The organism is Pseudomonas soli (assembly GCF_900110655.1).
Taxonomy (GTDB): Bacteria; Pseudomonadota; Gammaproteobacteria; order Pseudomonadales; family Pseudomonadaceae; genus Aquipseudomonas; species Aquipseudomonas soli.
This window is the reverse complement of record NZ_FOEQ01000005.1, coordinates 174085-187711: the sequence shown is the minus strand read 5'-3', so window position 1 is coordinate 187711 and position 13627 is coordinate 174085. Positions and strand designations below refer to the sequence as shown.

At 65.6% G+C, this 13627-nt stretch carries 11 protein-coding genes; 7 read left to right on the top strand and 4 right to left on the bottom strand.

Annotation, left to right across the window (positions count from 1 at the left end; genetic code table 11):
* Nucleotides 1-21: 21 nt before the first annotated feature.
* Nucleotides 22-2382: a DNA polymerase II gene (locus BMY03_RS13695; RefSeq protein WP_094011359.1), complete on the bottom strand. Its 2361-nt coding sequence runs from the start codon at nt 2380-2382 to the stop codon at nt 22-24.
* Nucleotides 2383-2475: 93 nt separating this feature from the next.
* Complete coding sequence (locus tag BMY03_RS13690) at nt 2476-3681, bottom strand: MFS transporter (RefSeq protein WP_094011358.1); 1206 nt, start codon at nt 3679-3681, stop codon at nt 2476-2478.
* Between the two features lie 114 nt (nt 3682-3795).
* On the opposite strand from BMY03_RS13690, the gene BMY03_RS13685 reads away from it, so the two are divergent.
* Entirely contained in the window at nt 3796-4707 is a 912-nt protein-coding gene (locus BMY03_RS13685) for a LysR family transcriptional regulator (RefSeq protein WP_038706403.1), read from the top strand.
* Here BMY03_RS13685 and BMY03_RS13680 read toward each other — a convergent pair.
* Complete coding sequence (locus BMY03_RS13680) at nt 4688-5608, bottom strand: LysR substrate-binding domain-containing protein (protein WP_023630977.1); 921 nt, start codon at nt 5606-5608, stop codon at nt 4688-4690. The genes BMY03_RS13685 and BMY03_RS13680 overlap by 20 nt on opposite strands.
* A 170-nt stretch (nt 5609-5778) precedes the next feature.
* On the opposite strand from BMY03_RS13680, the gene BMY03_RS13675 reads away from it, so the two are divergent.
* From BMY03_RS13675 to BMY03_RS13650, 6 genes are all read left to right on the top strand, one after another.
* A complete protein-coding gene (locus tag BMY03_RS13675) occupies nt 5779-6555 on the top strand; it encodes a YqcI/YcgG family protein (protein ID WP_094011357.1) in 777 nt (258 codons plus the stop codon).
* A gap of 2 nt (nt 6556-6557) precedes the next feature.
* Nucleotides 6558-7190, top strand: coding sequence for a LysE family translocator (locus tag BMY03_RS13670; RefSeq protein ID WP_031315284.1), 633 nt, complete (start codon nt 6558-6560; stop codon nt 7188-7190).
* A gap of 26 nt (nt 7191-7216) precedes the next feature.
* On the top strand, nt 7217-8317 hold the full coding sequence (locus BMY03_RS13665) for a hypothetical protein (RefSeq protein WP_244891320.1): 1101 nt from the start codon (nt 7217-7219) through the stop codon (nt 8315-8317).
* A 167-nt stretch (nt 8318-8484) separates the two neighbouring features.
* Nucleotides 8485-9150, top strand: coding sequence for a hypothetical protein (locus BMY03_RS13660; protein ID WP_038707575.1), 666 nt, complete (start codon nt 8485-8487; stop codon nt 9148-9150).
* A 128-nt stretch (nt 9151-9278) separates the two neighbouring features.
* The gene (locus tag BMY03_RS13655) at nt 9279-9902 is read left to right on the top strand and encodes a ferric reductase-like transmembrane domain-containing protein (RefSeq protein WP_094011356.1); all 624 of its coding nucleotides are present in this window, start codon (nt 9279-9281) and stop codon (nt 9900-9902) included.
* 15 nt (nt 9903-9917) lie between these two features.
* Nucleotides 9918-10406 (top strand): HvfX family Cu-binding RiPP maturation protein, encoded by a 489-nt coding sequence (locus BMY03_RS13650; RefSeq protein ID WP_094011355.1) that lies wholly within the window; start codon nt 9918-9920, stop codon nt 10404-10406.
* A gap of 68 nt (nt 10407-10474) precedes the next feature.
* Here BMY03_RS13650 and BMY03_RS13645 read toward each other — a convergent pair whose 3' ends face one another.
* Nucleotides 10475-13621 (bottom strand): efflux RND transporter permease subunit, encoded by a 3147-nt coding sequence (locus BMY03_RS13645; RefSeq protein ID WP_094011354.1) that lies wholly within the window; start codon nt 13619-13621, stop codon nt 10475-10477.
* Between the last annotated feature and the right edge of the window lie 6 nt (nt 13622-13627).

The following is a 13627-nucleotide window of genomic DNA, read 5'->3' as shown; positions in this document are numbered from 1 at the left end:
ACTAGCCCGCTACCACCGCACTCAGAACAGCGCCAGCTGACGATCGATCAGCGCAGCGAAGTCATCACCGACAAAGGGCAGGATGGCATCCGCCACGGGTTGCAACTGGCGGGTCAGGTAGTGGTCGTAGTCCAAAGGTGCCTGGCAATTTTCCAAGGGCTCCGGGCCGGCCGTGGTGATGACATAGCTGATCCAGCCGCCGCGTTGGTACTGCAACGGTCGCCCGAGACGGGCGTTGTACTCGTCCGCGAGCCGCGCCGCGCGCACGTGCGGCGGCACATTGCGCTGGTAGTCGGCCAACGGCCGGCGCAGGCGCTTGCGGTAGATCAACAATTCATCCTGTTCGCCAGCCAGGGTGCGCTCGATATAGCCGCGCACATAGTCGCGATAGGGCTGGCCGCGAAACACCCGGCCATAGAGCTCCTGCTGGAACTGTCGGGCCAGGGGCGACCAGTCGGTACGTACAGATTCCAGGCCCTTGTAGACCATCTCCTCGCTGCCGTCGACACGCCGCACCAGGCCGGCATAGCGTTTCTTGCTGCCCTCGTCGGCGCCACGGATAGTCGGCATGAGAAAACGCCGGTAGTGGGTTTCGTATTGCAGCTCCAGGGCGCAGTCCAGACCCAGGGTCTCGGCCAGGTGGCGGCGCCACCACTGGTTGACCTCGGCCACCAGCTCGCGGCCGATGCGCGCCGCGCCGTCTTCGTCGTGGGCGCCTTTGAGCCAGACGAAGGTGGAGTCGGTATCGCCGTAGATCACATCAAAGCCCCGCGCTTCGATCAGTGCCCGGGTCTGGCGCATGATCTGGTGCCCGCGCATGGTGATCGACGACGCCAGGCGCGGGTCGAAGAAGCGGCAGCCGCTGGAGCCAAGCACGCCATAGAAGGCGTTCATGATGATCTTCAGCGCCTGCGACAGCGGCGCGTTGCCGTCACGCTTGGCCGCCTCGCGGCCCTGCCACACCCGTTCGACAATCGCCGGCAGGCAATGCTGGCTGCGCGAGAAACGCCCGCCGCGAAAACCCTCCACCGAATGTGTGTCGTCCGGCTGGCGCAGGCCCTCGACCAGACCCACCGGGTCGATCAGGAAGGTGCGGATGATCGAGGGATACAGGCTCTTGTAGTCGAGCACCAGCACCGAATCGTACAGGCCGGGCCGCGAATCCATGACGAAGCCGCCTGGGCTGGCCTCGCCCTCGACACTCCCCAGGTTGGGCGCGACATAACCCAGGCGGTGCATGTGCGGGATGTACAGGTGGCAGAACGCGGCCACCGAACCGCCGCTGCGATCCACGGCAAGGCCGGTGACCGATGAACGTTCGAGCAGGAACTCGAGCAGCCGGGTATGGGCGAAGATCCGCGTGACCAGTTCGCAATCCTTGAGGTTGTAGCGGGCCAGGGCCGGCTTGTCCTCGGCGAAGCGGCGGTTGATCTCGTCCATGCGCTGGTAGGGTGTGTCGATGGCCTTGCCCTCGCCCAATAACTGTTGCGCGACGCTTTCGAGGCTGAACGAGGGAAAGCTCCAGGTCGCCGAGCGCAAGGCCTCGATACCGTCGATCAACAACCGTCCAGGCGCCTCGGCGAAGAAATGGCTGCGGCTGCCATGCTCGCGCAGGTGCAGCGGCGCACCGTCGCGGCCCATGCACAGCGGCACCTTTAGGCGCTGTGCGTGCTCGTGCAGCAGACGCAGGTCGAACTGCACCAGGTTCCAGCCAATGATCGCATCGGGGTCGTGGCGGGCAAGCCACTGGTTGAGGCAGGTGATCAGTTCGGCGCGATCGCTGCAGTAATGCAGGTCGAAATCCACCTCGCCGGCCTCGCCGTTGGCCGGCCCGAGCATATAGACCTGACGCTGGCCGCAGCCTTCCAGGGCGATGCTGTACAGCTCGCCACGCTCGCTGGTCTCGATATCCAGCGACACCAGGCGCAAGGTTGGGCGATAGTCGGGGTCGGGCTTGAGCTGGGCATCGAACATGGTGCCCTGGTCGTCGGCGCGGCCATCGAAACGCACCGGCGCGGTGATGAATCGCTCCATCAGATAGCGCTCCGGCGGGCGGATATCGGCCTCGAACACCTCGATGCCCGCGCCGCGCAAGCGTTTTTCCAGGGTGATCAGCTGGCGGTGCTGGCGGCAGTACAAGCCCATCACCGGGCGCAGGTCGAAGTCGCGCAGTTGCAGTGGCTTGAGTTCGACGCCCTGTTCATCGGCCAGCAGCAAGCGGGCGTGTTCAGCCTGGGCGGCGGGCAGGAAAGCCACCGAGGGCTGCGGGGCCAGGCGCACGCGCCGGGGCCCCTGGTCGGTGGCCAGCCAGAACTCCACGCAGGTGCCTTCGGGCGTGTCATGCCAGTGGCGGGTCAGGACGAAGCCTTGTTGCAATTGCACTGCGGGGGGACCTCGAATCGCTGCTTTGTTCGCACCTGCTGATTGTAACTGTCCTGTCGTCAGAAATACTGATTCGCCGATATGAACATCGGGCTAGCGGGCGCCGGCGGCGAACCCGGCTCGGCGTCCGCCCAGCACCAGCAACCATGCCAACCCCACCAGCGCCAGCACCACCGCGCCAAACGCCCCGACCCCGGCGCCCACCAGCAACAGCCCGCCGATGATGCCACCCAGGGCGATGGCGCTGTTCCACACGGTCACCAGCATCGACTGCGCCACATCGCCGCCCTCGCCCGCCGCATCGGCGCAGGCCGTTTGCAGCAGCGTCGGCGCGCCGCCGTAGGTCAGCCCCCACAGCGCCACGCTGACATGCACCAACCAGGGTGCGCCTTGCACCTGCCCCAGCGCCAGGGTCGCCAGGGCGAAGCCGGCCAGGCACAGCAACACCAGCCCGCGCAGATGCCGATCGACTCCCAGGCCGACCAGGGCGATGCCGGCCAGCGAGGCCAGGCCGAAGGTCATCAGTACCTGGCCCACCGCCTCGGCCATGCCCGCCGCGGCAATCAGCGGCACGATGTAGGTGTAGAGAATGTTATGACCAAGTATCCACGCCAGGATCACCAGCAGCACCCGTGCCACACCCGGGGTACGCAACACCGCCAGGGCCGCGGGGCGCTTGCCCGCAGCCTGGCCGGGAAAATCCGGTACTGCCCGCAGCACCCAGGCGGCCAGCAGCAATGCGGCCAGGGTCACCATCACGAAGGTCGCCCGCCATCCCATCAATGCCCCCAGCCAGGTTCCGATGGGCAAGCCCAGCGACAAGGCGATGGGCTGCCCCAGCATCGCCACTGCCATGGCCTTGCCCTGCTGGGCCGGTGCCACCATGCGCCGCGCATGACCGGCGATCAGGCCCCAGGCCAGGCCGGCGGCGGCACCGGTGCAAAATCGCAGGAGCAAGGTGAGCGTGTTGTCCGAGGACACTGCGGTCAGCCCGTTGAACAGGATGAAGCCGCCAATGGCCAGCAGCAGTGCCCGACGGCGCCACCAGCCTTGGGTCAGGGTCACCAGTGGGATGGCCGTGAGCAACGAACCCAAGGCGTAGGCGGTGACCCATTGCCCGGCCATGGCCTGGCTGATCTGCATGCCGTTGGCGATCTGGTCGAGCAGGCCGGCCGGCAGCGTCTCGCTGAGGATGGCGATGAAGCCGGTCAGCGCCAGCGCCAGCAAGGCGCTCATGGGCAGGCGCGTGGCACTGGCGGGGGATGCGCCGGCGCAGGCCGCCGAGGAAGGTGAATGCATGATGGTCTCCGGTTTGTCGAACAGGCAGGCATCTTGCGCCGCTGGGGTATTACGGAAAAAGCCGGGTACAATTCCACTCAGTCAGGACATCAATGTCCGCAATCGGAGCACAGCATGGACAGCCTCAGTGGCTTCATGGTCTTCATCCGGGTCGCCGAAGCCCGCAGCTTCGTCGCCGCTGGCCAATCGCTGGGGATCAGCGCGTCAGCCGTGGGCAAACGCGTGGCCCGGCTGGAAGAAAAACTGGGAGTGCGCCTATTCCACCGCAGCACGCGCAGCATCACCCTGACCGCCGAGGGTACGCTGTTCCTCGAGCGCAGCCGGCGCATCCTGGCCGAGATCGAAGCCACCGAGCAGGCACTGTCCCAGGCCAGCGGCACGCCGCGCGGGCGCCTGCGGGTTAGCCTGCCGCAGGTGACCGGGCTGGTGATGCCGGCGCTGGCCGAGTTCATGGCGCGCTACCCGGAGATCGAACTGGATCTGGACTTCAGCGACCGCATGGTGGATATCGTCGGCGAGGGTTTCGACGTGGTGATGCGCGGCGGCCAGCCGCTGGATTCAAGGCTGAACGCCAAGTTCCTCGGGCACTTCCAGCATCGCCTGGTGGCGTCCCCCGAGTACCTGCGCGAACGCGGCACGCCGCAGCACCCCCGCGAGCTCGGCGGGCACAGCTGCCTGCACTATCGTTTCCCCAACAGCGGCAAGCTGGAAACCTGGCCGCTGCGCCGAGAACACCCCGAGCAGGACTACGCCATTCCCATCTCGATGGTCTGCAACCATGTCGAGACGCGCATCTGCTTCGCCCTCAACCACCGTGGCATCACCTGCCTGCCGGACTTCAGCGTGCGCCGGGAGCTGGCGGCCGGCAGCCTGGTCAGCGTGCTCGACCACTTCATGGAGCGGCGCGGCAGCTTCTACCTGCTGTGGCCCTCAGGGCGACAGATGCCGCCCAAGTTGCGGGTGTTCATCGACTTCATGCTCGAGCGAGTGCTCCCGGCCCACGACTTCAGCCGTACAAGTAGCTGATGTCCTTGTGCGACAGTGGCGGCACCTGGGCCACCAGGTAGTCGCGCAGCTTTTGCATCTGATGCGCCTTGGGGCTGGCCTTGAGCCAAGTCATGTAATAGCCATCGCCGGTGGCCACGGCGTGAGGGAATGGTGTGACCAGATTGCCGGCGGCAAGATCGGCGCTGGCCAGCACCAGATCGACCACCGAGATGCCCAGCCCCTGCTGGGCAGCCGAAATACCCTGGTCGAGGGTGTCGAACACCTGGCCCTGGTCGATGCTGATATCAAGTGCATCCATGCGCGCCAGCCAGCGCCGCCAGTCGCGGCGGTCCGGCGAGGGGTGGAGGAATTCGCAGCTGGAAAGCACCGAGAGCTCCGGCCGCGCCTGCTCAAGGTAACTCGGGTGGCACACCGGAACCAGCCATTCATCGAACAGCTTGAGGCTCTCCACATCTGCGGCAAAGCGCCCGTTACCCAACAGGATCGCGCAGTCATAAGGCTCGGAATAGAAGTCCACCGCGTCGATGTCCATCCACACGCTCGACAATTGCACCGAACAGCTGTTGTCAACCTTCTTGAAGCCGTCCAGGGCCCTGAGCAGCCAGCGCACGGTGAGCGTGGACGGTGCCTTGAGCCGGACGCCGTAGCGGTCCTGGCGTAACAGCGCACAGGCATTCTCGATGATCTTGAAGCCAACCTTGAGCTCCTGGGCCAACAGGCGGCCGTGCTCGGTCAGGCGCAACTTGGGCCCGCGACGCTCGAAAAGATCGCAGCCAAACAGCGCTTCGAGCGTCTTGATGTGATGGCTGACTGCGCCCTGGGTAAGGGCGAGTTCATGGGCTGCACGGGTGAAAGAGCCATAGCGCGAGGCCACTTCGAAGGCCCGCAGGGCGTGCAAGGCTTGAATCCGTTCCGACATGGCGCCTTCCGAGCATGAGTGAAGCTAATAGTAGGTCATAGATCCAGGCGTTTTACAACGCAGGGGGCATCTCCGAAAATGCCGGTAAATAACAATTATATATAACTAACCTGCACGGATATGACGAAAAAGTTCTATTAACGCCACATTCGGATCTACCTGGGGAAATCATGTTTACGGGTTATGGAATCTGCTATCGCCTGGATGCGCTAGAGCTCGCCGACGAACATGTCCAGAACCGACACCACTGGACACACAAGACCATAGAACACTTCAAGGAAACCTTGGCCAACCCTGACTTCCCCTGCCTGTTCGGGCGAAAGGCAGTCAATGCGCGCACCTGCCATATCGTCTTCGCCCGCGCCGCACGTCTGGCCGAGGATATCGCAGGGGGCCTGGCCGACTACATCGCCACCATCACGCCGATCCCGCTCAAGCAGCGTATCGGCAACCCGTTGCTGGTGTTTCTCGAAACGGCCGCCGACTCCTCGCTTGAGGCGCAGCAGACACTGGCCTGGGATGTGCTGCGCGAGGTCCACGCCCGCGACACGCTGCCATGGCCCGAGGAGATCCCGCAGGACCCGCACGACGCACGCTGGTCATTCTGCTTCGCCGGCATGCCGCTGTTCATCAACATGAGCTTCCCCGCCCATCGCCTGATGAAAAGCCGCAACCTGGGCCCGCACATTGCCTTTGTCATCAACCCGCGGGAGAGCTTCGACGAGGTGGCCAGCGCCGGCACCGAGAGCGGCCAGCGCATCCGGGCGCGGATTCGCGAGCGGGTGCGTCACTACAACGACGGCGTCATGCCCGAGACCCTTGGCTTCTTCGGCCAGGACGACAACTTCGAATGGAAGCAGTACCAACTGCAGGAGCCCGGTGCGCCGAGCCCGCCGCGCTGCCCGTTCCACACCCACGCAATGGCTGAATGCCTTACCGAGAACTGAACGTGAATACCGCACTGACCGCCACTTATGCCCTAACCGTCCTGCTGCTGATCGCCACGCCCGGCCCGGTGGTGGCGCTGATCGTCAACACCGCCGCCGCCTCGGGCTCGCGCAAGGCCCTATTTACGGCAGTCGGCACCAACTGGGCATCACTGGTGCTGATCGGTGCGGCCGCCTGGATCATCCTGACCAGTGCTGCCATCGACAAGGCTTGGCTCAGTGGCATGAGCCTGCTGGGCTGCCTGTTCATCGGCTACATCGCCCTGGGCACCCTTCGCGAAGCGCTGCAGGCCCCGGCCCAGAGTGCCACCCAGGCCACAAGCGGAGCACAACCAGGCCGTGGCGGCCTGCTGCAGGGCTTCATGGTCGGCATCTCCAACCCCAAGGACATCATCTTCTTCATCGCCTTCTTCCCGCAGTTCATCCAGATCACCGAGTCGTTCGGGAAGAGCATGGTGGTGCTGTCGCTGCTGTGGATCGCCATCGATTTCGCCGTCCTCAGCCTGTACATCTTCGCCATCGGCAAGATCGCCTCGCCGCGCAGCAACCGCCTCATCAGCCTGGCCTCGGGCGTCGCCCTGCTGCTGATCGCCGCCGTCGGCCTGGCCTACAACCTCAAGGAGCTGGCTGCCTGAGCCCGCCCTCACAAGAAGGAACGCCCATGACACCGATCGACAGCGATACCCCCGGCAGCATGGGCACCCCCGACCCCCTGGCAGAGGATTACCAGCGCTTCCTGCAACTGGGCAGTCGCCGGGCCCCGCACACGCTGTACGTGCATGAGCGCGGCTACCGCTCCGGCACTATCAATACCGACGCGTTGGGCATGCGCTACAGCCACTGCGCCGGCAAGCGTTTCTCGGTGGCCGAGCGCGGCGGCACGGCGCGGGTCAACCTGCTCGTCGGCGGCTCCACCGCCATGGGCATCGGCGCCAGCTCCGACGAGCACACCGTGGCCTCGTACCTGTCGATGCTGACCGGGGAGATCTGGCTGAGCCTTGCCGGTTGCGGGCTCAATGCCACGCAGGAGCTGCTGATGTTCCTGACCCACCAGCACCGCTTTGGCCAGATCGGCCATGTGGTGGTGCTCAGTGGCCTCAACTCGCTGGCCCAGGAGGCACTGGCCGAGGTTCTGGCCGGTGCACAGGATCCGCATCGGGCACAGGCCTACCAGGACTTTCTCAATCGCTTCAACGAAGGGGTGCAAGCCACCGGCGAGGCACGCCGCGAATCGCTCTGGCAGCGCCTGGGCCAGGTCCTGGCGCCTGCGCGACAACCGCGCTGGCCGGACATCGAGCCGCTGTCCAGCCCCGACAAGCGTCTGATCCGCGCCGCCGATTGCGTCGGCCGGACCCTGCGTCAATGGGATCGCCTGCTGGCCGACGGCCACACCACCCTCACCTTCATCCTCCAGCCACTGCTACCCTGGTGCCGCGAGGTCGTGCCCAGCGCCGAACAGGCCATGCTCGGCAAGCTCGACCGACAGCCATCGAATTTCGATCGTCTGCTCGGCGACACTTTCGACAGCCAGCTGCACATGGCCTTCTTCCGCCGTATCAAGAACCAGGCCGAACCGGTGCCCTGCTATGACATGAACAGCATGCTCAGCAGCTCGCCGGTCTTCAGCGAACATCTGTTCGTCGACCGCCTGCACTTCAACGATCTTGGCAACAACGCACTGGCCAAGGTGATCACTGCCAAACTGGGGCTGGCCCAGGAAAGGCAGGCTCTACGCAAGGTCGCTCCGATCAAGCTGGTCTGATGGCCGTACGCCGGGCTTTCGGGGAAGGGGCGCGGATGGATAGAATACGCTGTCGTCGCTCCTGATTTGCCCGAGGCAACCGCGTAACTGCCATGACCATCCCAGCCGCCCCTTCGTTTTCGGCCCGCCATCAGGGTCGCAGCCATCGCACCAGCCTGGCCGTGGCGATGCCGTTGCTGCTGGCCGCCGTCGGCGCCCAGGCCCTGGAAGTGAACATCGACCCCCATGCCGACCTGCTCTACCGCCAGGCATTGCCCCTGCTGGAACAGGCCGACAACCAGGTCGATAGCGCCAGCCCGTTGCGCACCGCCATTGGCGACCCCGAGCTCAGTCGCCAGGGCCAGGCCATGGCGCACACGCTGCCCACGGCCGTGGCGCTGCTGAAAAAATCCGTCGCCCTCGGCCACCCGGTGGCGCAGTATCGCCTGGCGCTGTACTACACCACTTATTTGCCGGCCAACCAGATCGCCGAGGCCGCCTGCCCCTTGCTCGAGGCCAGCCTCAAGCAAGGTTTTGCTCCACCGGCGCTGGCCATCGCCCACTGGTGCACGGCCTACAATGCCAGCCCGGCCTACCGCGAGGCCCTGGAGGCAGTCCCGAGCATGGCCACCCTGTATGCCGCCTACTATCCGCAGCCGGCCACCCGCCTGGCCTGCAATCGCAGCCGGCCACAGGGCCTGCAGCTGCAGTGGGGCCGCCAGCGTGACTATCAGGCCGAGATCTACCGGCTGCTGGGTGAACTCGATCCACGCCAGCGTCAGACCTTCCTGCAGAAGGCGGTGGAGATCAATGGTTGCGCCGCAGCGCAGCAGCGTCTGACCAGTACCCGCTGAACGCCACTACACAGCGATACATAACACCGCCCTCCTCGACACACTGTCGATACCCCGCCAGCACAGACTTCCGGCCAGCACAGCGCGACGGCAACCCGCCGTCGCCGAGCACGCCGGAAACCCTGCCCATGAAAGCGTTACCACTGCCCTCTGGCTGGAAGCTGTTCCACGCCCTCGCGGCCCTGGCCCTGCTGGTGACCGCTGTGGTGCTTGTCGCCCATCCGCTGGGGGCCGATGGCCTGCGCAGCGCCATTCGCGCCACGGCACGCAGCTCTTTCGCACTGTTCCTGCTGACCTTCCTGGCCTCGACGCTGGTCACCCTGCTACCCAGCCAGGCCAGCCGCCAATTGCTCCGTGAACGGCGCTACCTGGGCCTGGCTTTCGCCTTCTCGCATACAGTCCATGGCGTGCTGATCTACCTGTATGCGCAACGCTACCCGGAGTTGTTCTGGGCCGGGCGCAGCGCCGTCGCGAACATCCCGGGCGCGGTGGGTTACCTGTTCATTCTGTTGCTGGCCCTGACCTCGTTCAAGGCACCGATGCGCCTGCTCGGCCCACGCCTGTGGAAAGCCCTGCACAGCACCGGCACCTGGGTGCTGGCGGCGGTGTTCTGCCTGTCGTTCTACAAGCGCATCCCCATGGGCGGTTGGTACCCGCTGGCGTTCGCCCTGATGTTCGCCGCCATCACCCTCAAGCTCATCGCCAAGCAGGCCCAACGCTTACGTCGGGCAGCCCCTGCCCTGTCGCACTGACCCAAGGAGATCACCATGCTGACAAACACCCTGACTCGCCCGTTCATGGCCCTCGACCGGGCCGGCAGCTGGAGCGCCGACCTGCCGCTGCGCCTGTTCCTGGCCTGGGAGTTCTTCGAATCGGGCCTGGAGAAGTTCAATGGCGCCAACTGGTTCGCCGACCTGCAAGGCAGTTTTCCGTTCCCGTTCGACCTGCTGCCGGCGGGCCTGAACTGGCAACTGTCGATGTGGGCCGAGCTGCTCTGCCCTCTGCTCCTGTTGCTCGGACTCGGCACCCGCCTGGCCTCGGCGGTGTTGATAGTGGTGACGATGGTGGCGATCGCGGCGGTGCACTGGCCGAACCAGTGGTCAAGCCTGGCGGAACTGGGGCGGGGGTATGCGATCACCGACCAGGGCTTTGGCAACTTCAAGCTGCCGCTGATCTACCTGGTGGCGTTGTTGCCACTGCTGTTGAAAGGCTCTGGAAGGTTGAGCCTGGACCACTGGCTGTGGCGTCGGCGTTGAAGCATCGCGGGGCAAGCCCACACACAGTGAATACTTGCGTGGGAGCGGGCTTGCCCCGCGATAGAGGTTCACGCAGTCTCAGCCTCATCACGCCGGTGCGCCCACTGGTACAACGCCGGCAGCACCAGCAAGGTCAGCGCCGTCGACGACAGGATCCCGCCAATCACCACCGTCGCCAGCGGCCGCTGCACCTCGGCACCGGTACCGGTGGCCAGGGCCATCGGGATGAACCCGAGCGATGCCACCAGCGCGGTCATCAGCACTGGCCGCAAGCGGGTCAAGGCGCCCTCCTCGACTGCGGCACGCAGGCCGCGCCCTTCCTCACGCAGGTTGCGGATGAAGGCGATCATCACCAGGCCGTTGAGCACCGCCACCCCGGAAAGCGCGATAAAGCCCACGCCCGCCGAGATCGACAGCGGAATGTCGCGCAGCCACAGCGCCAGCACGCCACCGGTGAGGGCGAAGGGAATCCCGGTGAACACCAGCAGACCGTCCTTGAGGTTGTTGAACATCATCAGCAACAAGGCCATGACCAGCAGCAACGACACCGGCACTACCACGCGCAGGCGCTCGGCCGCCGATTGCAGCTGCTCGAACTGGCCACCCCAACGGGTCCAGTAACCCGGTGGGATCTGCACCTTATCGATCAAGGTCTGCGACGCCTCCTCGACGAACGAGCCCAGGTCACGCCCGCGCACGTTGGCACTGACCACCACCACGCGTTTGCCGTCTTCGCGGCTGACCTGGTTGGGCCCCAGCTGCAGGTTCAGCGTGGCCACCTGGGACAACGGGATGAAGCCGATCTGCGCAGCGCCCGCGGCGGCACTGGCCGGCACCGGGATCAGCAGGCTCGACAGCCCGTCGACATCGGTGCGCAGCGCCTCGGACAGACGCACCACCATGTCGAAGCGACGGTCGCCTTCGTACAGGGTGCCGGCGGTACGGCCCCCCACCGCGATGGCGATGGCATCCTGCACATCGCCCACGTTCAAGCCGTGGCGGGCGGCCTTGTCGCGGTCGATATCGATGGTCAGCACCGGCAGGCCGGTGGTCTGCTCGACCTTCACCTCGGACGCCCCCGTCACTTGCTGCAAGCTGGCGGCGATCTGCGCGGCGGTGCGGTTGAGCACCTCCATGTCATCACCGAACACCTTCACCGCCACATCGCTGCGCACCCCGGAAATCAGCTCGTTGAAGCGCAACTGGATCGGCTGCGACAGTTCGTAGTTGCTGCCCGGAACGCTGGCCGCCGCCTGCTGCACCTCGGCGATCAGCGCGTCACGCGACTTGCCCTGGTCCGGCCACTGCTCGCGCGGCTTGAGCATCACATAGGCGTCGGAAATGTTCGGCGGCATCGGATCGGAGGCGATCTCGGCGGTGCCGGTGCGGGCGAACACTCGCTCGACTTCCGGCACCCGCTCGATGATGGTTTTCTCCAGGCGCTGCTGCATGTCCACCGACTGCGACAGGCTGGTGCCCGGCACGCGCAGGGCCTGCAGGGCGAAGTCGCCTTCGCTGAGGCTGGGGATGAACTCGCTGCCCATGCGGCTGGCCAGCACGCCGGACAGCAGCACCAGGGTGGCGGCGCCGGCAAAGGCCAGGTTGCGCCGGCCCAGCACCCACTCCAGCACCGGGGCATAACGACGGCGGGCGGTGCGCATGACCACGCCCTCTTCTTCCTTCACCTTGCCGGTGACGAACAGCGCGAGGGCCGCGGGGACGAAGGTCACCGAGAGGATCATCGCCCCCAGCAACGCCATCACCACGGTGAAGGCCATGGGGTGGAACATCTTGCCCTCGACCCCGGTCAGGGCAAAGATCGGCAGGTACACCACCATGATGATCAATTGCCCGTAGATCAGCGGCCGGCGCGCCTCGCGGGCGGCGGCAAACACTTCGTGGAAGCGCTCGGAACGGGTGAGCATGCGACCATGATGCTGCTGGGCATGGGCCAGGCGGCGAATGGCGTTCTCGACGATCACCACCGCGCCGTCGACGATGATGCCGAAGTCCAGCGCACCCAGGCTCATCAGGTTGGCGCTGACCTTGTTGCTGAACATGCCGGTAAAGGTGAACAGCATCGACAACGGGATGACCATGGCGGTGATCAGTGCGGCGCGGATGTTGCCCAGGAACAGGAACAGCACCGCGATGACCAGGATCGCCCCTTCGATGAGGTTCTTCTTCACCGTGACGATGGCCTTTTCCACCAGGTTGGTGCGGTCGTACACGGTGATCGCCACCACGCCCTTGGGCAGGCTGCGGTTGATCTCCTCGAGCTTGGCCGCCACCGCCTGGGACACCGTGCGGCTGTTCTCGCCGATCAGCATGAACACCGTGCCCAGCACCACTTCCCGGCCGTTCTCGGTGGCGGCGCCGGAACGCAGCTCCTGGCCCAGGCCGACCTGGGCCACGTGGCTGACGCGGATCGGCGTGCCGTCGACGCTGGAGATGACGATGCTGGCGATGTCCTCGGCCGAAGCCACCTGGCCCGGAGCGCGGATCAGCAATTGCTCGCCGTTGCGTTCGATATAGCCGGCGCCGACGTTGGCGTTGTTGCGCTCCAGGGCGGCGATCAGGTCGTTGAGGGTCAGTTTGTAGGCTGCCAGGCGCTTGGGCTCCGGGGCGATCAGGTACTGTTTGGCGTGGCCGCCGATGCTGTTGACCTCGGCCACGCCAGGCACATTGCGCAGCTGCGGCTTGATGATCCAGTCCTGGATCACCCGCAGGTCGGTGGCGGTATAGGGTGTGCCGTCGTCCTTCAGCGCGCCTTGCGTGGCCTCGACCGTCCACAGGAAGATCTCGCCAAGGCCGGTGGAGATCGGCCCCATGGCCGCCTCGATGCCTTCGGGCAACTGTTCGCGGGCCACCTGCAGGCGCTCGTTGACCAGTTGCCGGGCGAAGAAGATATCGGTGCCGTCATCGAAGATCACCGTTACCTGCGACAAGCCCGAGCGCGACAGCGAGCGGGTCTGCTTCAGGCCCGGCAACCCGGCCATGGCGGTCTCGATGGCGAAGGTGATGCGCTGCTCGGTCTCCAGGGGGGAATAGCCGGGCGCCGCGGTGTTGATCTGCACCTGCACGTTGGTGATGTCGGGCACGGCGTCGATGGGCAGCTTCTGGTAGCTGTGGATGCCCACGGCGGCCATCAGCACCACGGCGAGCATTACCACCAGGCGCTGCTCGATGGCGAATTGGATCAGGCGTTCGAACATGGAAGG